The sequence below is a fragment of the uncultured Jatrophihabitans sp. genome, assembly GCF_964252635.1.
Taxonomy (GTDB): Bacteria; Actinomycetota; Actinomycetes; order Mycobacteriales; family Jatrophihabitantaceae; genus Jatrophihabitans.
Genome location: NZ_CAXUNP010000003.1, coordinates 118,727 through 137,156, shown reverse-complemented (window position 1 = coordinate 137,156; position 18,430 = coordinate 118,727). Strand labels below are relative to the sequence as shown.

Below are 18,430 nucleotides of genomic sequence, written 5' to 3'. Positions count from 1 at the left end.
GGACGCCACTGAGCCCTGCTCAGGACGGCGCGTCCCCGCCATACCCATCGTCTGGAGTTTCCGTGATCACCGCTCATGACCTCGAGCTGCGCGCCGGCGCGCGCATCCTGCTCGAACCCACCACCCTGCGTGTCCAGGCCGGCGACCGCATCGGGCTCGTCGGCCGCAACGGCGCGGGGAAGACGACCAGCCTACGGGTGCTGGCCGGGGAGACGCTGCCGCACACGGGCCGGCTCGACACCACCGGGCCGGTGGGTTACCTGCCCCAGGACCCTCGTGACGGCGACCTGACCGTGCTGGCCCGCGACCGCGTGCTGTCGGCCCGTGGCCTGGACGTGCTGGTCACCCAGATCGCCAAGGCCCAGGTGCAGCTCGGCGAGACGCCCGACGACGAGGCGCTGCTGCGCCGCTACGGCTCGCTGGACGAGCGGTTCACGGCGCTCGGCGGCTACGCGGCCGAGAGCGAGGCGGCCCGGATCTGCGCCAACCTGGGCCTGCCCGACCGCGTCTTGGAGCAGCCGCTCTCGACGCTGTCCGGAGGGCAACGACGCCGCGTCGAGCTGGCACGCATCCTGTTCGCCGATTCCGGTGCCGAGCCCACCACGCTGCTGCTGGACGAGCCGACCAACCACCTGGACGCCGACTCCATCGTCTGGCTGCGCGACTTCCTGCGCCAGCACACCGGGGGACTGGTGCTCATCAGCCACGACGTCTCGCTGCTCGACGCCGTGGTCAACAAGGTCTGGTACCTGGACGCCAACCGTTCCGCCGTCGACGTCTACAACGTCGGTTGGAAGACCTATCTCAAGCAGCGCGAGGCCGACGAGAAGCGTCGCGTCCGCGAACGCGCCAACGCCGAGCGCAAGATCGACCAGCTGAAGGGGCAGGCCGACAAGATGCGCGCCAAGGCCACCAAGGCCCGCGCCGCCCACCAGATGGATCGCCGCGCCGCGGCGCTGGCCGCTGGGCTCGACGCCGTACGGGTGTCCGACCGCGTCGCCCGGCTCCGCTTCCCCGCGCCCGCCCCGTGCGGCAAGACCCCGCTCACCGCCGAGGGTCTCTCCAAGTCCTACGGCTCGCTGGAGGTGTTCGCCGGCGTCGACCTGGCGATCGACCGTGGTGCGCGGGTCGTGGTGCTGGGCCTCAACGGCGCCGGGAAGACCACGCTGCTGCGGCTGCTCTCCGGCAACGAGAACCCGGACACCGGCGAGGTGGTGCCCGGCCACGGTCTGCGGCTGGGGTACTACGCCCAGGAGCACGAGACCCTCGACCACGACCGGACGATCCTCGAAAACATGCGCAGCTCGGCCTCGGCCGTCGGGCGTTCGGACCTCAACGACACCGACCTGCGCAAGATCCTCGGTGCGTTCCTGTTCAGCGGCGACGACGTCGACAAGCCGGCCGGGGTGCTGTCCGGCGGCGAGAAGACCCGGCTGGCACTGGCCATGCTCGTGACCGGCGCGGCGAACGTGCTGCTCCTCGACGAACCGACGAACAACCTCGACCCGGTGTCACGCGAACAGGTGCTCGACGCGCTGCACACCTTTGCCGGCGCCATCGTCCTCGTCACCCACGACGAGGGGGCCGTCGAGGCGCTCTCGCCCGACAAGGTCATCCTGCTGCCCGACGGGGTCGAGGACCAGTGGAGCCCCGACCTCGCCGAGCTCATCGCCCTCGCCTGAAGCGGGCCACTCGCAGGCCAGGAAGCACCTGTGAGGCTGGCACGCGTTCGACGGGTGACGTCCGGGACGGGCGGCAAATGCCTGACCTACCCGGCTTGCGCGGCAGGCGTGTCGCGGATCGTCCGAGTCGATCTTGCCCGGGTTCGGATCCGGCTGCTACCAATGATCATGCGGCAGCCGGTCGCCGCATGCCGAACACACGCGCACCCAGAACGATCAGGGGAGACATCATGGCAGTGCTGAAGAAGGGCGCCCGGATCACCGGCGCCGAACGCGACAAGCTCGCGACGGACCTGAAGAAGGCCTACGACAAGGGAACCAGCATTCGCGAGCTCGCCGACAAGCACGGCCGCTCGTACGGGTTCGTGCACCGCGTGCTGTCGGAGTCCGGCGTCACGCTGCGCGGGCGCGGGGGCGCCACGCGGACGAAGGCCGCCGCCGGCAAGCAGAAGGCACGGGCCAAGAAGTAGCGGCGACGGCGCCGTACCCGGACCGTCGGTAACCTGGCGGCATCGACACCTCCGACTCGCCCCAGCCCGCCGCCCGCACCCTCGACACGGACCCCGACGCAGGTCTGGCGGTCGAGGTCTCGACGCATGCCGTCACGATCACCCTGGCGAACCCGGCCCGGCTGAACGCGCAGTCGCCTCGCCTGTGGGCCGAGCTGGTCCGTGTGCGTCGCGAGCTGCCCGGAACCGTGCGCGTCGCGGTGATCCGGGCGGAGGGCCGGGCGTTCTCGGCCGGTCTCGACCGTGCGTTGTTCACCTCGTCGGCCGCCGACGGGATGGCCGGCCTCGCCCACCAGTCTGCGGCCGAGGCGACCGGTAGGATCGCGCAGTGGCAGCGGGCCTTCGACTGGACCTCTGCGGCCGACCTGGTCAGCGTCGCCGCCGTCCAGGGGCACGCGATCGGTGCCGGGTTCCAGCTCGCGCTCGGTGCCGACCTGCGCATCCTGGCCGACGACGCGCAGCTGTGCATGGCCGAGACGGCGCTGGGGATCGTGCCCGACCTGGGCGGCACCAAGCGCCTCGTCGACCTCATCGGTTACTCGCGTGCCGCCGAGATCTGCCTGACGGGGCGGCGGGTCGGTGCCGAGGAGGCGCTGCGTCTGGGCCTGGCGTCGCGGGTGGTGGCCGCCGACGCGCTCGACGCCGCGGTGACCGAGACCGTCGACGCCCTGCTCGCGACCGACCGGGACGCTGCGGCCGAGACCAAGGCCCTGCTCCTCGCGGCCGCACGGCGCACCCAGGCCGAGCAGCAGGCCGCCGAGCGCGACGCCCAGTACCGCCGGCTGCGCACCATCGCCGGGTTGGAGGAATGACCGAGCGACGCGGGCGGAGGAATCGGCGGCATCGCGGCGTGGCCGGCGCGAACGGGGTGAAGGTGTGAGCTTCGACCACTCGACCGCCATGCGGGCCATGTCGTCGGCCGGCAAGCGCGGTTCCGACGGCGACCATCCGATCCCGAAGGGCACCTGGCGCCGGGTGTTCCGCTTCGCCCACCCCTACCGCCGCGAGTTGATCATCTTCCTGGCCCTGATCATCGGCAGCGCGCTGATCGGCGTGATCACCCCCGTCCTGGCCGGGCGGGTCGTCAACGACATCACCAGTCGGGCCGCGGCGCACGTCGTCGTCGAGATCGCCGTCGTCATCGCCGCGCTGGCCGTCGTCGACGCCGTGCTGTCGTTCATCCAGCGCTGGTACTCGGCGCGCATCGGCGAGGGTCTGATCTACGACATGCGCACGGCGGTCTTCGACCACGTGCAGCGCCAGCCGTTGGCGTTCTTCACCCGGACCCAGACCGGCGCGCTCATCAGCCGGCTCAACAACGACGTGCTGGGCGCGCAGCAGGCTTTCACCTCCACGCTGTCCGGGCTGGTCTCGAATGCGGTGAGCCTGGTGTTGACCGCGGCGGTCATGTTCACCCTGTCCTGGCCGATCACCCTGATCTCGATCATCATGCTGCCGCTGTTCGTCGTGCCGGCACGCCGTATCGGCGCACGGCTGCAGGAGATCACCCGCGAGTCCTACACGCTGAACGCGTCGATGAACGCCACCATGACCGAGCGCTTCAACGTGGCCGGCGCGATGCTGGTGAAGCTGTTCGGTCGCCCGGCCGACGAGGATGCCTCGTTCCGTGGGCGCGCGGCGCGGGTGCGCGACATCGGGGTGACGTCGGCCATGTACGGCCGCGCGTTCTTCGTCTCGCTCACCTTGGTTGCCGCGCTCGCCCAGGCCCTGGTGTACGGGTTGGGCGGGTACTACGCGATCACCGGGTCGCTGTCCGCGGGGACCGTCGTCACCCTGGCGTTGCTGCTGACCCGCCTGTACGGCCCGCTCACCGCGCTGTCGAACGCCCGGGTGGACGTCATGAGCGCCCTGGTCAGCTTCGACCGCGTCTTCGAGGTCCTCGACCTCGAACCCATGATCGCCGACGCCCCGGACGCGGTCGAGCTGCCGGCGGACGCCCGCACCGTCGAGTTCGTCGACGTCCGCTTCTCCTACCCCACCGCTGCGCAGGTCTCGCTGGCCTCGCTGGAGGACGTCGCGACGCTGGACCGCACCGTGTCGGCCGAGGTGCTGCACGGCGTCTCCTTCCGCGCCGACGCCGGGCAGTTGGTGGCGCTCGTCGGCCCGTCGGGAGCCGGCAAGACGACCATCAGCCAGCTCCTGCCGCGGATCTACGACGTCACGAGCGGCGCGGTACGGGTCGGCGACCTCGACGTCCGCGCGGTCACCCAGCAGTCGCTGCGTGAGCGCATCGGCGTCGTCAGCCAGGACGCGCACATGTTCCACGACACGATCCGCGCGAACCTGCTGTATGCCGCACCCGGCGCGGGGGAGCCCGAGCTGCAGGCCGCGGTCGACGGGGCACAGATCCATGACCTCGTCGCCTCCCTGCCGGACGGGTTGGACACCGTCGTGGGGGATCGCGGGTACCGGCTCTCGGGCGGGGAGAAGGCTCGTCTGGCCATCGCCCGACTGCTGCTCAAGGCGCCCGAGATCGTGATCCTCGACGAGGCCACCGCGCACCTGGACAGCGAGAGCGAGGCGGCGGTGCAGGCCGCCCTGGCGCGCGCGCTGGCCGGCCGGACGTCCCTGGTCATCGCGCACCGCCTGTCGACGATCGTCAATGCCGACCTGGTGCTCGTCCTCGACTCCGGACGCATCGTCGAGCGGGGCCGGCACGAGGAGCTGCTGGCCGCCGGCGGGCTCTACGCCGAACTGCACCGGACCCAGTTCGGGCGGGTGCGGGAGGTCGCGCCGGGGGCAGGGCTCAGCCCGGAACCGATTCGCGGGAGCGCCATGGGCGCAGACGAGCGCTCGACGGGTCGTCCAGCAACTCGGTGAACGCGATCTCGGCCGCGCCGAGCAGCGCCGAGTCGTCGCCGAGGCCGGGTGGCGACAGCCGGACCGTCTCGTACGGTGGCTCGAGGGTGTAGGTGGCCAGGGCCTCTTCGAGCTCGTCGCGGGCCAGCTCCAGCACGTCGGACAGCGACCCGCCGAGCACGACGAGCTGCGGGTTCAGGGTGTTGACCAGGCTCGCCAGCCCGCGCCCGAGAGCACGGGCCACCGTCGCGACCGCCGCCCGCGGCACGGGGTCGCCGTCGTGCGCGGCGGCCAGCATCTCGCGGACCCGCTCCGTGGTCGGCGGGCCGTCGAAACCTGCGGCCGAGAGCAGGGCGACGGCACCGATGTAGGTCTCGAGGCAACCCCGCTTGCCGCAGTGGCACGGCGGACCCGTGACGTCGACGACGTTGTGGCCGACCTCGCCGGCGTGCCCGTCGCCGCCCCGCAGCGCGGTGCCGTTGGCGATGATGCCGGCACCGACGCCGAAGCGGCCGATGAGGTACACCGCGTCCGGGCTTTCCCGCGCGGCTCCCCGGGTGTGCTCGGCCAGGATCGACAGGTCGGCGTCGTTGCCGACGTACACCGGGAACGACGGCGACACGAGGTCGGCCAGGGTCTGAGCCAGCGCGGCGTCGCGCCACTCCAGGTTGGGCGCGATGCCGACCGTGCCCGAGTGGCGGTCGACCGTTCCCGGCACACTCACGCCGATCGCCTCGGGCCCGAAGTCGTGCCGCATCATCGACTGCAGGACCGGGACGGCATCGACGATGATGCCGGCGACGGCGGTCGGGGTCGGCGGCAGCTCACCGGTCTCGACGACATGACGGGCCAGCACCATGCCGCCGATGCCCACCGCGGCCGTCACGACCTGCGTCACGTCGACGTCGACCGCGACGACATACGGACCGACGTCGTGCGGCCGGACGACGTGCGACGGCCGCCCGGCGCGTGTCCCGCCGTTCGGCACGGACTCGCGCAGGACGTCCAGGCCGACCAGTTCGGTGACGAGAACACCGATGGTCGACCTGGACAGTCCCAACCGCTGCGTCAGCTCAGCGCGGGTGACCGCTCCGTTGCGGTGCACCTCGCGCAGGACCTGCGACATGTTGTAGCGCCGCATCGCCTCCGGCCGCGCTGCGGCCGGATTGATGGTCATGACGGACTCCCACTCCTGGTCCGGTCAGGCGAGGCCGGAGGAACCGGCGCGGCGACGCGACAGCGCGTCGACGGCGGCGGCCAGCAGCAGCGCGACACCGGTGCAGACGAACTGCAGTGAGTTCGACACGGCGGTGTTCGAGGTGTTGATGAGGTTGGCTGTGCCGTTGTAGATGACCTCGACCACCGCGCCGCCGATCACGGCGTCGATCATCCGGCCGCGACCACCGAACAGGCTGGTACCGCCGATGACGGCCGCGCCGACCGCGAGCAGCAGGGTGTTGCCACCGTAGTTGTTCTCACTGACCGAGTTCACGTTCGACCCGATGACGATGCCGCCGATCGCGGCCATGAAGCCGGAGAACATGAACACCGAAATACGGATGCGGTCGACCGGGATACCGGCACGACGCGCGGCCTCCTCGTTACCGCCCACCGCGTACAGGTGGCGTCCGTAGCGGGTACGGCCCAGCAGGATGGTGAACGCCACCAGGAGCACGAGCAGCACCGGGACGACCCACGGCACGCCCTCGACCTTCGGCGGGAACACCTTGACGAACTTGCCGTTCACGCTCTGGATGGCCGGCTTGGTGTTCAGCGCGCGGTTCTTGCCGAGCAGGAAGACGACGAGCCCGACGATCACGGCCAGCGCGACCACCTTGGAGCCCCACACGCCGACCGGTTCGGCGGCCAGACCCTGCTTGCGCCGGGACCGGACCGCAGCCAGCTTGGCGACCAGGTAACCGCCGACCAGGATGGCGGCCATCGTCCAGCCCGCCCAGATCGGCATCTGGTCGTTCTCGAGGTCGGTGATGACGTTGTCGGTGATGCTGATGTCGCCGTGCTGACCGGCGCCGGTGTTGAGGATGAAGAGCATGACGCCCTGGAAGGCCAGGAAGAACGCCAGGGTGACGATGAAGGACGGGATGCCGATCTTGGCTCGCAGCCAGCCGGTGATGAAGCCGATGAGCAGGCCCACCGCGAGAGCCGCAGGGATGGTGGCGTACCAGTGCTGCCCGTAGCCGACCATCAGGCGGACCATGACCGCGGCGCAGACACCGGCGGTGTAGCCGGCGGCAAGGTCGATCTCGCCGAGCAGCAGGACGAACACCAGGCCCATGGCGATGAAGATGGTGCCGGTGCCCTCGGTGAACATGTTGCCGAAGTTGAAGACCGAGTGGAACGCCGGGTGCACGATCGAGAAGATCGCGGCCAGCACCACGAGGCCGGTGATGGCGGGCAGCGAGCCCATGTCACCACCGCGGACGCGCTGGACGTAGAGCCGTACGTACGCCCCGACACCGCCCTCGACGGGCGCGGTGCTGGTGAGCGCCGACAACTCGTCCGAGCCGCTTGTGTCGTCCTCGCCCGCGGTCGGCTCCGCGACCGTCGCATCGGTCTTCTGCTTGTCGAGACTGGTCATGCCGAAACCTCTTTCAGGCCGAGGTCGACACCGGAGTTGTCCTCTAGTCGGCCGGTGGTGATCAGCTCGACGAGCTGGGTCTGGTTGACGTCCGAGCGCTTGACCTGGGCGGCCATCCGCCCGAGGTACAGGACCGAGATGCGGTCCGCGACCTGCAGCACGTCGGACATGTTGTGGGAGATCAGGACGACGGCGAGGCCGCGGTCGGCGAGACGGCGCACCAGGTTCAGCACCTGTTCGGTCTGCGCCACGCCCAGGGCGGCGGTCGGCTCGTCGAGGATGACGACCCTGGAGTTCCAGAGCACGGCCTTGGCGATCGCGACGGTCTGGCGCTGACCGCCGGACAGGCTCGACACCCGCTGCCGCACGGACTTGACGGTGCGCACGGACAGCGACGCGAGGGTCGAGGCGGCAGCGTCCTCCATGCTGCTCTCGTTGAGGAAGACGCCGTTCACGCGCTCCCGGCCGAGGAACATGTTCTGCACGATGTCCAGGTTGTCGCACAGGGCGAGGTCCTGGTACACGATCTCGATACCGAGCGCGCTAGCGTCGCGAGGCGCGTGCACGGTGACCTGCTTGCCGTCGAACAGGTAGTCACCGGAGTCGATGGAGTAGGTGCCACTGACGCACTTGACCATGGTCGACTTGCCCGCGCCGTTGTCGCCGACGAGCGCGGTCACCTCACCCAGACGCGCGGCGAAATCGACCCCCTTGAGGACCTCGACCGGGCCGAAGCTCTTGGTGACGTTGCGCAGTTCGAGGATCGGTTCGTCCGCCACGAGCGCGTCCTTTCTCAAATTTTCAGAGGTGTGGTTGTCGGGTGTAAATGCAGCGGACACGGGTGGCCGCCGTCTCGGTGAGATCGGCGGCCACCCGCGTCCTAGGTGTTACTTGACGCCGTTCTGCGTGCAGAGGCTGGCGTAGCTGCCGGTGCACACCGTGTTCTTGGGCGTGTACTGGTCGTTGATCGGCTGAGCCACGTTCGCCTTGGTGATGACGGTCGGCGTGGCCAGCAGGGCCGGGATCTTCGTCTTGGTCTTCGGGTCCGTGACCGTCACACCGTTGGTGTTCGGAGCCTGGCCGTTGGCCAGCTGGGCGATCGCCTTGATCGCCGGGTCAGCCTCGAGCTTGGACGGCTTGTAGATCGTGAAGCACTGGTTGCCCTTCATGATCTGCTGCAGCCCCGCCGCGCTCGCGTCCTGACCGGAGACGGCGACCTTGCCGTTCAGGCCCTGACGGGAGAGGTCGGTGATGACGGCACCCGCCATGGTGTCGTTCGCGACCATGACGGCCTTGATGTCCTTGTGCTGACCCAGGAAGGAGTTGAACACCCGGCCTGCGGTGTTGGCGTCCCACTGACCGGTCTGCTTGCCGACGCGGGTCCAGCCCGGGGTCTTGCCCAACACGCTGTCGTAGCCCTGCGCGAACAGGATCGCGTTGTTGTCGGTGGGCGCGCCGTCGATGTCGACGTACTGGACCGACTTCTGGCCCTTGACCTGCGGGCACTGCGTGAGGGCCGTGCCCTGCGCCTGGCCGACCTTGACGTTGTCGAAGGACACGTACAGCGCCGCGCCGCCGCCCGGGGTGAGCCGGTCGTAGTCGACGGTGATGACGCCGGCCTTCTTGGCCTGCTGCTCGATGGCCGCACCCGACGCCGCGTCGAGGTCGACGATCATGAGGACCTTGACGCCGCTGGACTCCATCTGCTGGGCGATGGTCTTCATCCGCTGGGCGGAGCCGTTGGCGTTCTGGATGGTGCAGCTGAGCTTGTAGGTGGAGCAGGCGTTCTTGAGGGCCGTCGGGTCGGCGGTGATCCAGCGGGGCGAGGAGATGGTGTCGGGCAGGATGATGCCGACCTTCGCGCCCTTGCCGTCGACCGTGCCGCCGGAGCCCGAGGAACCTGACGAGGCCGCCGAGGAGGACGCGCCGCCGGAACCGCCGGCCGAGGCCGCCGAGGACTTGCCGGATCCGGACCCTGAGCTCGAACACGCCCCGAGGGCGAGTGCGGCGGTTGCCCCGACCGCCGCGATGACCACAGTGCTCTTGCGCATGCGCAGACAGCCTTTCTGAGGAGTTTGAGCGTGTCCGTGACGAACGTACGCCCGTGAATGTTGTGCGCGCGAACATATCCCATGGTGAAGTGGTTCACTGGAGGCCGAGCTCAAGTTGTTATGAACCGATGACGAATGGATGTCCGCCCCGTGTCCGTGTCCTCCCTGTCAACGGTCGAACGGCACGGCGCCACAGGCGTCGGGCCCGGCCGCTCCGTCCGCACCGCCGACCGTAGGGCCGGAGGGCGTTCGTGACCCTCGTCGCCGGGGTCGACTCCTCGACCCAGTCGTGCAAGGTCGTCATCCGCGACGCCGAGAGCGGAGCCCTCGTGCGCAGCGGCAGCGCTCCACACCCCGACGGCACCGAGGTGGCGCCGCAGGCCTGGTGGGACGCGCTGCAGCGCGCGCTGGCCGAGGCCGGCGGGCTCGACGACGTCGCCGCGTTGGCCGTCGGCGGCCAGCAGCACGGGATGGTGTGCCTCGACGAGCACGGCGAGGTGGTACGCCCGGCCCTGCTGTGGAACGACACCCGGTCGGCGGGTGCCGCCGACGACCTCGTCGCCGAGCTCCCGGACGGCGCGCGCGCCTGGGCGCAGCGCACCGGCTCGGTGCCGCTGGCCTCGTTCACGGTCACCAAGCTGCGCTGGCTCGCCGAGCACGAACCCGAGCACGCGGCCCGCACCGCGGCGGTCTGCCTCCCGCACGACTGGCTGACCTGGAAGCTGGGGGGCACCGGGGACCTCGCGGCGTTGGCCACCGACCGTGGCGACGCCAGCGGCACCGGGTACTGGTCGCCGGCGGACGGCACCTACCTGCCCGACCTGCTCGAGCGGGCTCTGGGGCACGTGCCCCAGCTGCCGACCGTGCTCGCCCCGGCCGGCAGCCCGGGCAGCACACCGGGCGGGGTACGGCTCGGTGCCGGCACCGGCGACAACGCGGCCGCGGCCCTCGGCGTGCAGGCCGGCGCGGGGGACGTCATCGCCTCCGTCGGCACCTCCGGGGTGGTCAGTGCGGTCAGCGAGACGCCGACCGCCGACCCGACCGGCATCGTGGCGGGCTTCGCCGACGCGACGGGCCGGTTCCTGCCGCTCGTCTGCACGCTGAACGCCGCCCGGGTGCTCAGCTCGACGGCCGCCCTGCTCGGCGTGTCCCTCGACCGCCTCTCCGAGCTGGCGCTGTCCGCGCCGCCCGGCGCCGACGGCCTGGTCCTCGTGCCCTACCTCGAGGGCGAACGGACCCCCAACAAACCCCGCTCGACCGGAGCGGTGCACGGCCTGCAGCTGCACACCGCAACGGCCGCCCACCTGGCCCGCGCCGCCATCGAGGGTCTGCTCTGCGGCCTGGCCGACGGGCTGGACGCGTTGCGCGAGCAGGGCGTCCAGGTCGACCGGCTGCTGCTCATCGGCGGCGGCGCGCGGTCGGAGGCGCTGCGCCGGATCGCGCCGTCGATCCTCGGCGTCCCGGTGCAGGCACCCGCCCCGGCCGAGTACGTCGCCGACGGCGCGGCGCGGCAGGCGGCCTGGGCGCTGTCCGGTGCGTCCGAGGCGCCACGATGGTCGTCCGGCCCCGTCGAGACCTACGAGGACCGGCCACGGATGTGGATCCGTGACCGTTATGCGCAGGCGCGCGACCGCACGCTGGACAGACTGGATGGAGACACGTCGTCGACGACCATCCCGGAGGACTACTCATGACCACCACGGCCGAGCTACGCAACTGGGCCGGGAACGTGAGTTTCGGCGCCGAACACCTCCGCCGTCCGCAGACCGTCGAGCAGCTGCAGGAGGTCGTGGGCGCCAGCTCGCGTATCCGCGCCCTGGGCAGCGGCCATTCGTTCAACCGCATCGCCGACACCACCGGTGACCTGGTCACCGTGGCCGACCTGGACGCGACCATCGAGATCGACAGCGCGACGAGCACGGTGCTCGTCGGCGCCGGCGTGCGGTACGGCGAGCTCGGCGGCGCGCTCGAGCACCAGGGTCTCGCCCTGGCCAACCTGGGTTCGCTGCCGCACATCACCGTCGGCGGCGCGACGTCGACCGGGACGCACGGTTCCGGGATCGGCAACCGTTGCCTGGCCGACCAGGTGGTCGGGATCGAGATGGTCCGCGCCGACGGCGAGCTGGTCAGCGTGGCGGCCGGCGACCCCGCCTTCGGTGGTTCGGTGCTCGCCCTCGGGGCCCTGGGCGTCACGACCCGCCTGCGCCTGTCCGTGAAACCCAGCTTCCAGATCCGGCAGGACGTCTGGCTGGACGCCGACCTCGACGCCGTGCTCGACGACATCGACGCCGTACTCGGTGCGGGCTACAGCGTCAGCCTCTTCACCGAGTGGCACGACCGCGACCGGCTCGACCAGATCTGGATCAAGGGTCTGGCCGACGCCCCGCTGGTCGACGGCACCCGGTGGGGCGCCCGCCCCGCCGCCGAGGCCCACCACCCGATCGCGGGTGCCGACGCCTCGACGGCCACCCAGCAGCTCGGCGTGCCCGGGCCGTGGATCGCCCGGCTGCCGCACTTCCGTCTCGAGTTCACCCCCAGCAGTGGTGAGGAGCAGCAGTCGGAGTTCTTCGTGGCCCGCGAGCACGCCGCGGCCGCGATCGCCGCGCTGCGCGAGCTGGAGCTGCACCCGGCTCTGATGGTGTGCGAGGTCCGGACCATCGCCGCCGACGATCTGTGGATCAGCCCGTTCCACCAGCGCGACACCGTCGCCCTGCACTTCACCTGGGTCGACGACGACGAGCTGGTGCGGCCCGTGGTCAGGCAGGTCGAGGCGGCGCTGGCCGGCTTCGACGTACGCCCGCACTGGGGCAAGGTGTTCGAGATGGCACCGGACGTCGTGCGCGCGCACTACCCGCGGATGGATGAGTTCCGTGCCCTCGCCGCGGCGCACGACCCGCAGCGCAAGTTCGGCAACGACTTCCTGGAGTCCTTCGTCTACGACTGACGGTCGGGCTGCGGTCGCCCGGCCTCAGACGGCGGCGATGCGCCAGGGCACCGACACGGACTCGCCGGGGTCGAGCACGATGAGGTCCAGGCCCGTGGCCAGCGCCTCGGGCGGGCACGTCATCGGCTCCACCGCCAGCCCCCGCCGGTGATGGCCGGGCTCGTCGGGACGGTCGGCCGTGTGCACCTGGACCCAGGGCGTACGCGGGCCGAAGGTCATCTGCACGCCGTCGCCGGCGGGGTCGGTGACCGTGACCGCGGCGGTGTCCGTGCTGTCGAACGCCAAACCGGTGTAGGCGTGGTCGATCGCGGTGCCGCGGACGGGTCGCGCGCGGTTGAAGTCGGCATGGGGCGGCGGCTGCTCAGCCGTGCCCACCACCCGCAATCGGTCGTCGACCTCGAGTCGCCGGGCAGCAGGGAGGTGCAGCGTCCAGTCGTCGACGTAGCCGCCCGCGGGCGCGGTGAGGTACGGGTGGATGCTGCAGCCGTAGGGCGCCGGTTCGCCTCCGACGTTCACCGCGCTCAGCTCGGCGTCCAGCCCGTCCGCGCCGAGCCGCCACCGCATCGTGAGGTCGAGCGCGAAGGGGTAGCCCTGCTGCGGCCAGACGCGCGTGCCCAGGACGACGGTGTCGGACCCGACCTCGACCTCGTGCCAGTCGAGCCAGCACACCAGGCCGTGCAGGGCGCTGGCGTGCTCGGGCTCGGTGAGGGCCAGCTGGTGCGTCTGCCCGCGCCACGTCCAGCGCCCGTCAGGGACGCGGTTGGGCCACGGCGCCAGTACGGCGCCGCGGAAGCGCGGCCTGACCTCGTCCGCCCCGAAGGAACGGACGAGGTCACGACCGCGGTGGGTGAGCCCGCGCAGCGACGCCCCGACCGAGGCGACGGCTGCCCGGTAGGCGCCGTGCTCGAGCTCGTACTGGCGACCTGATGCGTGCACGGCTCAGCGGGCGCCGAGCAGGTGCTCCAGACCGAGCTGGTTGAGCCGGACGAAGCCGTAGCCGCGCTCGCCCGCCGCGGCCGGGTCGAAGTCCTCGAACGCGCTGCGGTCGGCCAGCAGGTCGTTGAAGCTCTCACCGGAGCTGAGCGTGCTGTCGGCCAGCGCCCCCACGCCGGCGTGCTCCATCGCCTGCTGGACCTCCGGGTCGGCGCGGTAGGCCGCGGCCCGCTCCTTGAGCAGCAGGTACATCCGCATGTTCGCGGCCGCGCTGTCCCAGACGCCGGCGATGTCCTCGGTGCGTGACGGCTTGTAGTCGAAGTGCCGCGGGCCGGTGTAGCTCGGGCCGCCGCCGACGGCGCCGTTCTCGAGCAGGTCGACGGTGAAGAAGGCGCTGGTGAGATCGCCGTGGCCGAAGACGAGGTCCTGGTCGTACTTGATGCTGCGCTGGCCGTTGAGGTCGATGTGGAAGAGCTTGCCGGCCCAGAGCGCCTGCGCGATGCCGGCGGTGTAGTTGAGCCCGGCCATCTGCTCGTGGCCGACCTCGGGGTTCACGCCGACCATGTCGGCGTGGTCGAGCTGCTCGATGAAGGCCAGCGCGTGCCCGACGGTCGGGAGCAGGATGTCGCCGCGGGGCTCGTTCGGCTTGGGCTCGATGGCGAAGCGCAGCCCGTAGCCCTTCTCGGTGACGTACTGGGCCAGGGCGTCGATGCCCTCGCGGTAACGGTCCAGCGCGGACGCGATGTTCTTGGCGCCGTCGTACTCGGCGCCCTCGCGGCCGCCCCAGAAGACGTAGGTCTCGGCGCCCAGCTCGGCGGCGAGGTCGATGTTGCGGGCGACCTTGCGCAGTGCGTAGCGACGCACGGAACGGTCGTTGCTGGTGAAGCCGCCGTCCTTGAACACCGGCTGCGAGAATAGGTTGGTCGTCATCATCGGGACCACCACACCGGTCTCGGCCAGCGCGGCGCGGAACCGGGTGATGATCTTCTCGCGCTCGGCGTCCGACGTGCCGAAGGGGATGACGTCGTCGTCGTGGAAGGTGACGCCCCAGGCGCCGAGCTCACCGAGACGGTGGACCGACTCGACCGGGTCGACGGGAGCGCGGGTGGGCTCGCCGAACTGGTCGTTGGCGTGCCAGCCCACGGTCCAGAGGCCAAAACTGAATCGGTCGTCCTTGGTGGGTTCGGCTGCCATGTCGTCCTCTTTCCACTGCGTCGTGGCGATTTGTTTGCGCCGTGAACAATCTCATCGCACTGTAGTACAGGCCAGCCCCCGGCGGCACCGGACCATGCGGCATGGTGGACCCGACATGACACGTGCTGCCCCGGACGCCGCGGCCCCGCACGCGGTGCTCGCCGCACCGCCCGGGGACGATCCCGACGCGGTCTACGCCACGTTCGAGGAGTGGGTGTCCGGCCAGGGCCTGGTGCTGTACCCGGCCCAGGAGGAGGCGGTGCTCGAGCTCGTCTCCGGCTCGAACGTGGTGCTGTCGACGCCCACCGGGTCGGGCAAGTCGCTCGTGGCCGTGGCCGCCCACCACGCGGCCCGTGCGGCCGGGCTCCGCTCCGTCTACACCGCGCCGATCAAGGCGCTGGTCAGCGAGAAGTTCTTCGCCCTGTGCGCCGTCTTCGGCTCCTCCGAGGTCGGCATGATGACCGGCGACGCCGCGGTGAACGCCGACGCGCCCATCCTGTGCTGCACCGCCGAGGTGCTCGCGAACATCGCGCTGCGTACAGGCGTCGACAGCGACCTGCGCGTCGTCGTCATGGACGAGTTCCACTTCTACGCCGACCCGGCCCGCGGCTGGGCCTGGCAGGTGCCGCTGCTCGAACTGCGCAAGGCGCAGTTCCTGCTCATGTCGGCCACCCTGGGCGACACCACGGCGCTCGCCGAGGACCTCACCCGGCGCACGGCTCGTGAGACGGCCGTGGTGGCCGGCGGCGAGCGTCCGGTGCCGCTGCACCACTACTACGAGCTGACGCCGCTGCACGAGACCATCACCGACCTGCTCGCCGGCGGCCAGGCACCGATCTACGTCGTGCACTTCACCCAGGCCGCGGCGCTCGAGCACGCGCAGTCGCTCACCTCGATCAACGTGGCCACCCGCGAGGAACGTGACCGCATCGCCGAGGCCATCGGCGGGTTCCGGTTCAACGCCGGTTTCGGCAAGGTGCTGTCCCGTCTGGTCCGGCACGGCATCGGTGTGCACCACGCGGGCATGCTGCCGAAGTACCGCCGCCTCGTCGAGCAGCTCGCCCAGGCCGGCCTGCTGAAGGTCATCTGCGGCACGGACACGCTGGGCGTCGGCATCAACGTCCCGATCCGTACGGTGGTGTTCGCGGCGCTGTCGAAGTACGACGGTCAGCGGCAGCGTCAGCTGCAGGTGCGCGAGTTCCACCAGATCGCGGGGCGGGCCGGGCGCGCCGGCTTCGACACCGCGGGCACCGTCGTCGTGCAGGCGCCCGAACACGAGGTCGAGAACGCGCGGTTGCTGGCCAGGGCCGGCGACGACCCGAAGAAGCGCCGGCGGGTGGTGCGCAAGAAGGCGCCGGAGGGTTTCGTCTCCTGGGGCAAGCCCACGCACGACAGGTTGGTTACGTCCTCGCCCGAGGCGCTGACGCCGCAGTTCGCGGTGACCCCGGCGATGCTGCTCAACGTCATCGCCCGGCCAGGCGACGCGTTCGCTGCCATGCGCGCTCTGATCATGGACAACCACAGCCCGGCGTCGGCGCGGCGCGGTCAGGTGCGCGACGCGATCCGCGCCTACCGGGCCCTGCTCGCGGCCGGGGTGATCGAGCGGTTGCCGGCGCCGGACGCCGAGGGACGCACCGTGCGGTTGACCGCGGACCTGCCGCTGAACTTCGCGCTGAACCAGCCCCTGTCCACGTTCGCGCTGGCCGCCCTCGACCTGCTCGACCCCGAGTCCGAGTCCTACGCGCTGGACGTGGTGTCCGTCATCGAGGCGACCCTCGACGACCCGCGGCAGATCCTGTCGGCCCAGCAACGGATGGCCCGCGGCGAGGCGGTCGCGGCGATGAAGGCCGAAGGGATCGAGTACGACCAGCGGATGGAGCTGCTCACCGAGGTGACGCACCCGAAGCCGCTGGACGAGCTGCTGCACGGCGCGTTCACGGTCTACCGGCAGACGCATCCGTGGTTGTCCGAGGACCAGCTCTCGCCGAAGTCGGTCGTGCGCGACATGTGGGAGCGCGCCATGACCTTCACCGAGTACGTCGCGTTCTACGGCCTCTCACGCAGCGAGGGCGCGGTGCTGCGCTACCTGTCCGACGCCTACCGCGCGGTGCGCTCGTCGGTGCCGGACTCGGCCGCCACGGAGGGGTTCGAGGACATCGTCGAATGGCTCGGTGAGGTGGTCCGTCAGACCGACTCTTCGCTGCTCGACGAGTGGGAGCAGCTGACGGCCGGCGACGTTGCGGGTGCCGTGCGCACCGACGAGCTGGGGCCGCCGCCACCCGCATCGCTGACCGCGAACGTCCGGGCCTTCACGGTGCTGGTGCGCAATGCGATGTTCCGGCGGGTCGAGCTGGCCGCCCTGGGCCGCTTCGACGCGTTGGGCGAACTCGATTCCGACGCCGGCTGGGATGCCCCGCGCTGGGCGGAGGCGATGGACGGCTACTACGCGGAGTACGACCGGCTGGGTACGGGGCCGGACGCCCGCAACCCGGCCCTGTTGCACGTGTCGGTCGGGCCGGACGCCTGGACGGTGCGTCAGGTGTTCGACGACCCGGAGGGCGACCACGACTGGGGGATCAGCGCGTCCATCGACCTGGCCGCCTCGGACGAGGCCGGCGAGCCCGTCGTCGTCGTGACCGACGTCGGCCCGCTCTGACCGCTCCCTGCTGCAGTTGTCCGCGCCCGGACGCGTTCGGGCGCGACTGGACGCGGACAACTCGGGAGCGCCTCAGCGGTCGTCGCGGGGGTCGGGGCCGTCCAGGACGGTGCGGGCGCGTTCCTCGGTCCAGCCGAACACCTCGGTGATGCGTGCGGCGCGAACGCGGTCGACCAGCCCGTCCTGATCGCGTTCCACCCAACGCCACAAGAGGTCCAGGACGTCGTCGACCGACAGAGACGGCCACGGCGAGCGGACCAGGTGTCGCTCGGTGTCGTCGCCCCAACGGTTCGGTCGCTCGTCGGCGACGGTGCGAAGGTGACCCGACGGCCAGAGCGGCACGAGCTCGTCGACGGCACCGGTGAGGTGATCGAGGTCGACGAAGCCCGACCTGTAGAGCGCGACGATGTGCGGCTGCTCGACGAAGTGGTCCAGCCGGAATGGTTCGTCAGCCGCGCGGTGCAGGGCGGGCAGGACGACGCCCACCTCTCGGTCGGCCCATGTCGCGACATCGTCGTCGTCCGTCAGATCGTCCTCGTCGACCTCTGCTCGCAGCCGTCGTTCCGCGGCGGCCGTCAGCCCGGTGTAGTCCTAGATACGGAACAACCCGTCACACGAGTCGCAGAGGAACAACGGTCCGCCCAACGCGAACCCGGTGCCGTCCTTGTCCACCAATCGGTCGTCGGTCAGGAACCGTCGCCAAACCGCCGGCCGGGTCTCACAGACGAAGCACGCGGTGCGGTCGTCGCTGCGGTACTGGGGCTCGACCCTGTCGTCGAAATCGCCCGACCCCGTCCGCTCGTCCACGGCCTGACATTAGCGAGTTGTCCGCGCCCCGCCCCGGCGGGACACCGCGGGGGCCGGGCCCCTGCGGGGGCCGCCCCCCGGTGGGCGGGGGGGGCGGCTCCCGGGTCCACCAGTTGGCACCACGAGACGGTGCAACAAGTTGCACCCTACCGGGGGACGACGCGTTTCTTGCTCGCGGCCATGCTGCGCGCCTTCGCGCTCGCTGGCATGGACGGGGGGACTGCCGAATCGCTGG

Annotated in this window: 15 protein-coding genes; 7 read left to right on the top strand and 8 right to left on the bottom strand. The window is 70.9% G+C overall.

From position 1 onward, the window contains the following. Nucleotides 1-62: 62 nt before the first annotated feature. The 4 genes from ACFFCA_RS02505 to ACFFCA_RS02490 all read left to right on the top strand — a co-directional run bounded on the left by ACFFCA_RS02505 (nucleotide 63) and on the right by ACFFCA_RS02490 (nucleotide 5,032). On the top strand, nucleotides 63-1,682 hold the full coding sequence (locus ACFFCA_RS02505) for an ABC-F family ATP-binding cassette domain-containing protein (protein WP_375481477.1): 1,620 nt from the start codon (nucleotides 63-65) through the stop codon (nucleotides 1,680-1,682). A 230-nt stretch (nucleotides 1,683-1,912) separates the two neighbouring features. After that, nucleotides 1,913-2,152 (top strand): helix-turn-helix domain-containing protein, encoded by a 240-nt coding sequence (locus ACFFCA_RS02500; RefSeq protein ID WP_375481475.1) that lies wholly within the window; start codon nucleotides 1,913-1,915, stop codon nucleotides 2,150-2,152. 41 nt (nucleotides 2,153-2,193) lie between these two features. Further along, nucleotides 2,194-3,003, top strand: coding sequence for an enoyl-CoA hydratase/isomerase family protein (locus ACFFCA_RS02495; protein ID WP_375481533.1), 810 nt, complete (start codon nucleotides 2,194-2,196; stop codon nucleotides 3,001-3,003). Nucleotides 3,004-3,091: 88 nt separating this feature from the next. Next, on the top strand, nucleotides 3,092-5,032 hold the full coding sequence (locus tag ACFFCA_RS02490; RefSeq protein ID WP_375481531.1) for an ABC transporter ATP-binding protein: 1,941 nt from the start codon (nucleotides 3,092-3,094) through the stop codon (nucleotides 5,030-5,032). Here the strand turns inward: ACFFCA_RS02490 and ACFFCA_RS02485 are convergent. From ACFFCA_RS02485 to ACFFCA_RS02470, 4 genes are all read right to left on the bottom strand, one after another. Further along, entirely contained in the window at nucleotides 4,959-6,188 is a 1,230-nt protein-coding gene (locus ACFFCA_RS02485) for an ROK family protein (RefSeq protein WP_375481473.1), read from the bottom strand. The genes ACFFCA_RS02490 and ACFFCA_RS02485 overlap by 74 nt on opposite strands. 24 nt (nucleotides 6,189-6,212) lie before the next feature. Continuing rightward, on the bottom strand, nucleotides 6,213-7,610 hold the full coding sequence (locus tag ACFFCA_RS02480; protein WP_375481472.1) for a sugar ABC transporter permease: 1,398 nt from the start codon (nucleotides 7,608-7,610) through the stop codon (nucleotides 6,213-6,215). Next, nucleotides 7,607-8,389, bottom strand: coding sequence for an ATP-binding cassette domain-containing protein (locus ACFFCA_RS02475; protein WP_375481470.1), 783 nt, complete (start codon nucleotides 8,387-8,389; stop codon nucleotides 7,607-7,609). The genes ACFFCA_RS02480 and ACFFCA_RS02475 overlap by 4 nt, the downstream gene beginning before the upstream one ends. Before the next feature lie 108 nt (nucleotides 8,390-8,497). Beyond that, on the bottom strand, nucleotides 8,498-9,661 hold the full coding sequence (locus ACFFCA_RS02470) for a sugar ABC transporter substrate-binding protein (protein WP_375481468.1): 1,164 nt from the start codon (nucleotides 9,659-9,661) through the stop codon (nucleotides 8,498-8,500). A 251-nt stretch (nucleotides 9,662-9,912) separates the two neighbouring features. On the opposite strand from ACFFCA_RS02470, the gene xylB reads away from it, so the two are divergent. Continuing rightward, a complete protein-coding gene (gene xylB / locus ACFFCA_RS02465) occupies nucleotides 9,913-11,355 on the top strand; it encodes a xylulokinase (RefSeq protein ID WP_375481466.1) in 1,443 nt (480 codons plus the stop codon). Beyond that, nucleotides 11,352-12,605 (top strand): FAD-binding protein, encoded by a 1,254-nt coding sequence (locus tag ACFFCA_RS02460; protein ID WP_375481464.1) that lies wholly within the window; start codon nucleotides 11,352-11,354, stop codon nucleotides 12,603-12,605. Before xylB ends, ACFFCA_RS02460 begins: the two co-directional genes overlap by 4 nt. Nucleotides 12,606-12,629: 24 nt before the next feature. On the opposite strand, the gene ACFFCA_RS02455 is transcribed toward ACFFCA_RS02460, so the two are convergent. Both ACFFCA_RS02455 and xylA read right to left on the bottom strand, forming a co-directional pair. Then, nucleotides 12,630-13,541, bottom strand: a complete 912-nt coding sequence (locus ACFFCA_RS02455) for an aldose 1-epimerase family protein (protein WP_375481462.1) — start codon at nucleotides 13,539-13,541, stop codon at nucleotides 12,630-12,632. 3 nt (nucleotides 13,542-13,544) lie between these two features. Beyond that, a complete protein-coding gene (gene xylA, locus ACFFCA_RS02450; protein WP_375481460.1) occupies nucleotides 13,545-14,732 on the bottom strand; it encodes a xylose isomerase in 1,188 nt (395 codons plus the stop codon). Nucleotides 14,733-14,847: 115 nt separating this feature from the next. On the opposite strand from xylA, the gene ACFFCA_RS02445 reads away from it, so the two are divergent. Further along, nucleotides 14,848-17,388: a DEAD/DEAH box helicase gene (locus ACFFCA_RS02445; RefSeq protein WP_375481458.1), complete on the top strand. Its 2,541-nt coding sequence runs from the start codon at nucleotides 14,848-14,850 to the stop codon at nucleotides 17,386-17,388. A 72-nt stretch (nucleotides 17,389-17,460) separates the two neighbouring features. Here ACFFCA_RS02445 and ACFFCA_RS02440 read toward each other — a convergent pair whose 3' ends face one another. Next, on the bottom strand, nucleotides 17,461-17,874 hold the full coding sequence (locus ACFFCA_RS02440) for a hypothetical protein (protein WP_375481456.1): 414 nt from the start codon (nucleotides 17,872-17,874) through the stop codon (nucleotides 17,461-17,463). Between the two features lie 105 nt (nucleotides 17,875-17,979). After that, the gene (locus tag ACFFCA_RS02435; protein WP_375481454.1) at nucleotides 17,980-18,195 is read right to left on the bottom strand and encodes a hypothetical protein; all 216 of its coding nucleotides are present in this window, start codon (nucleotides 18,193-18,195) and stop codon (nucleotides 17,980-17,982) included. Nucleotides 18,196-18,430 lie beyond the last annotated feature (235 nt).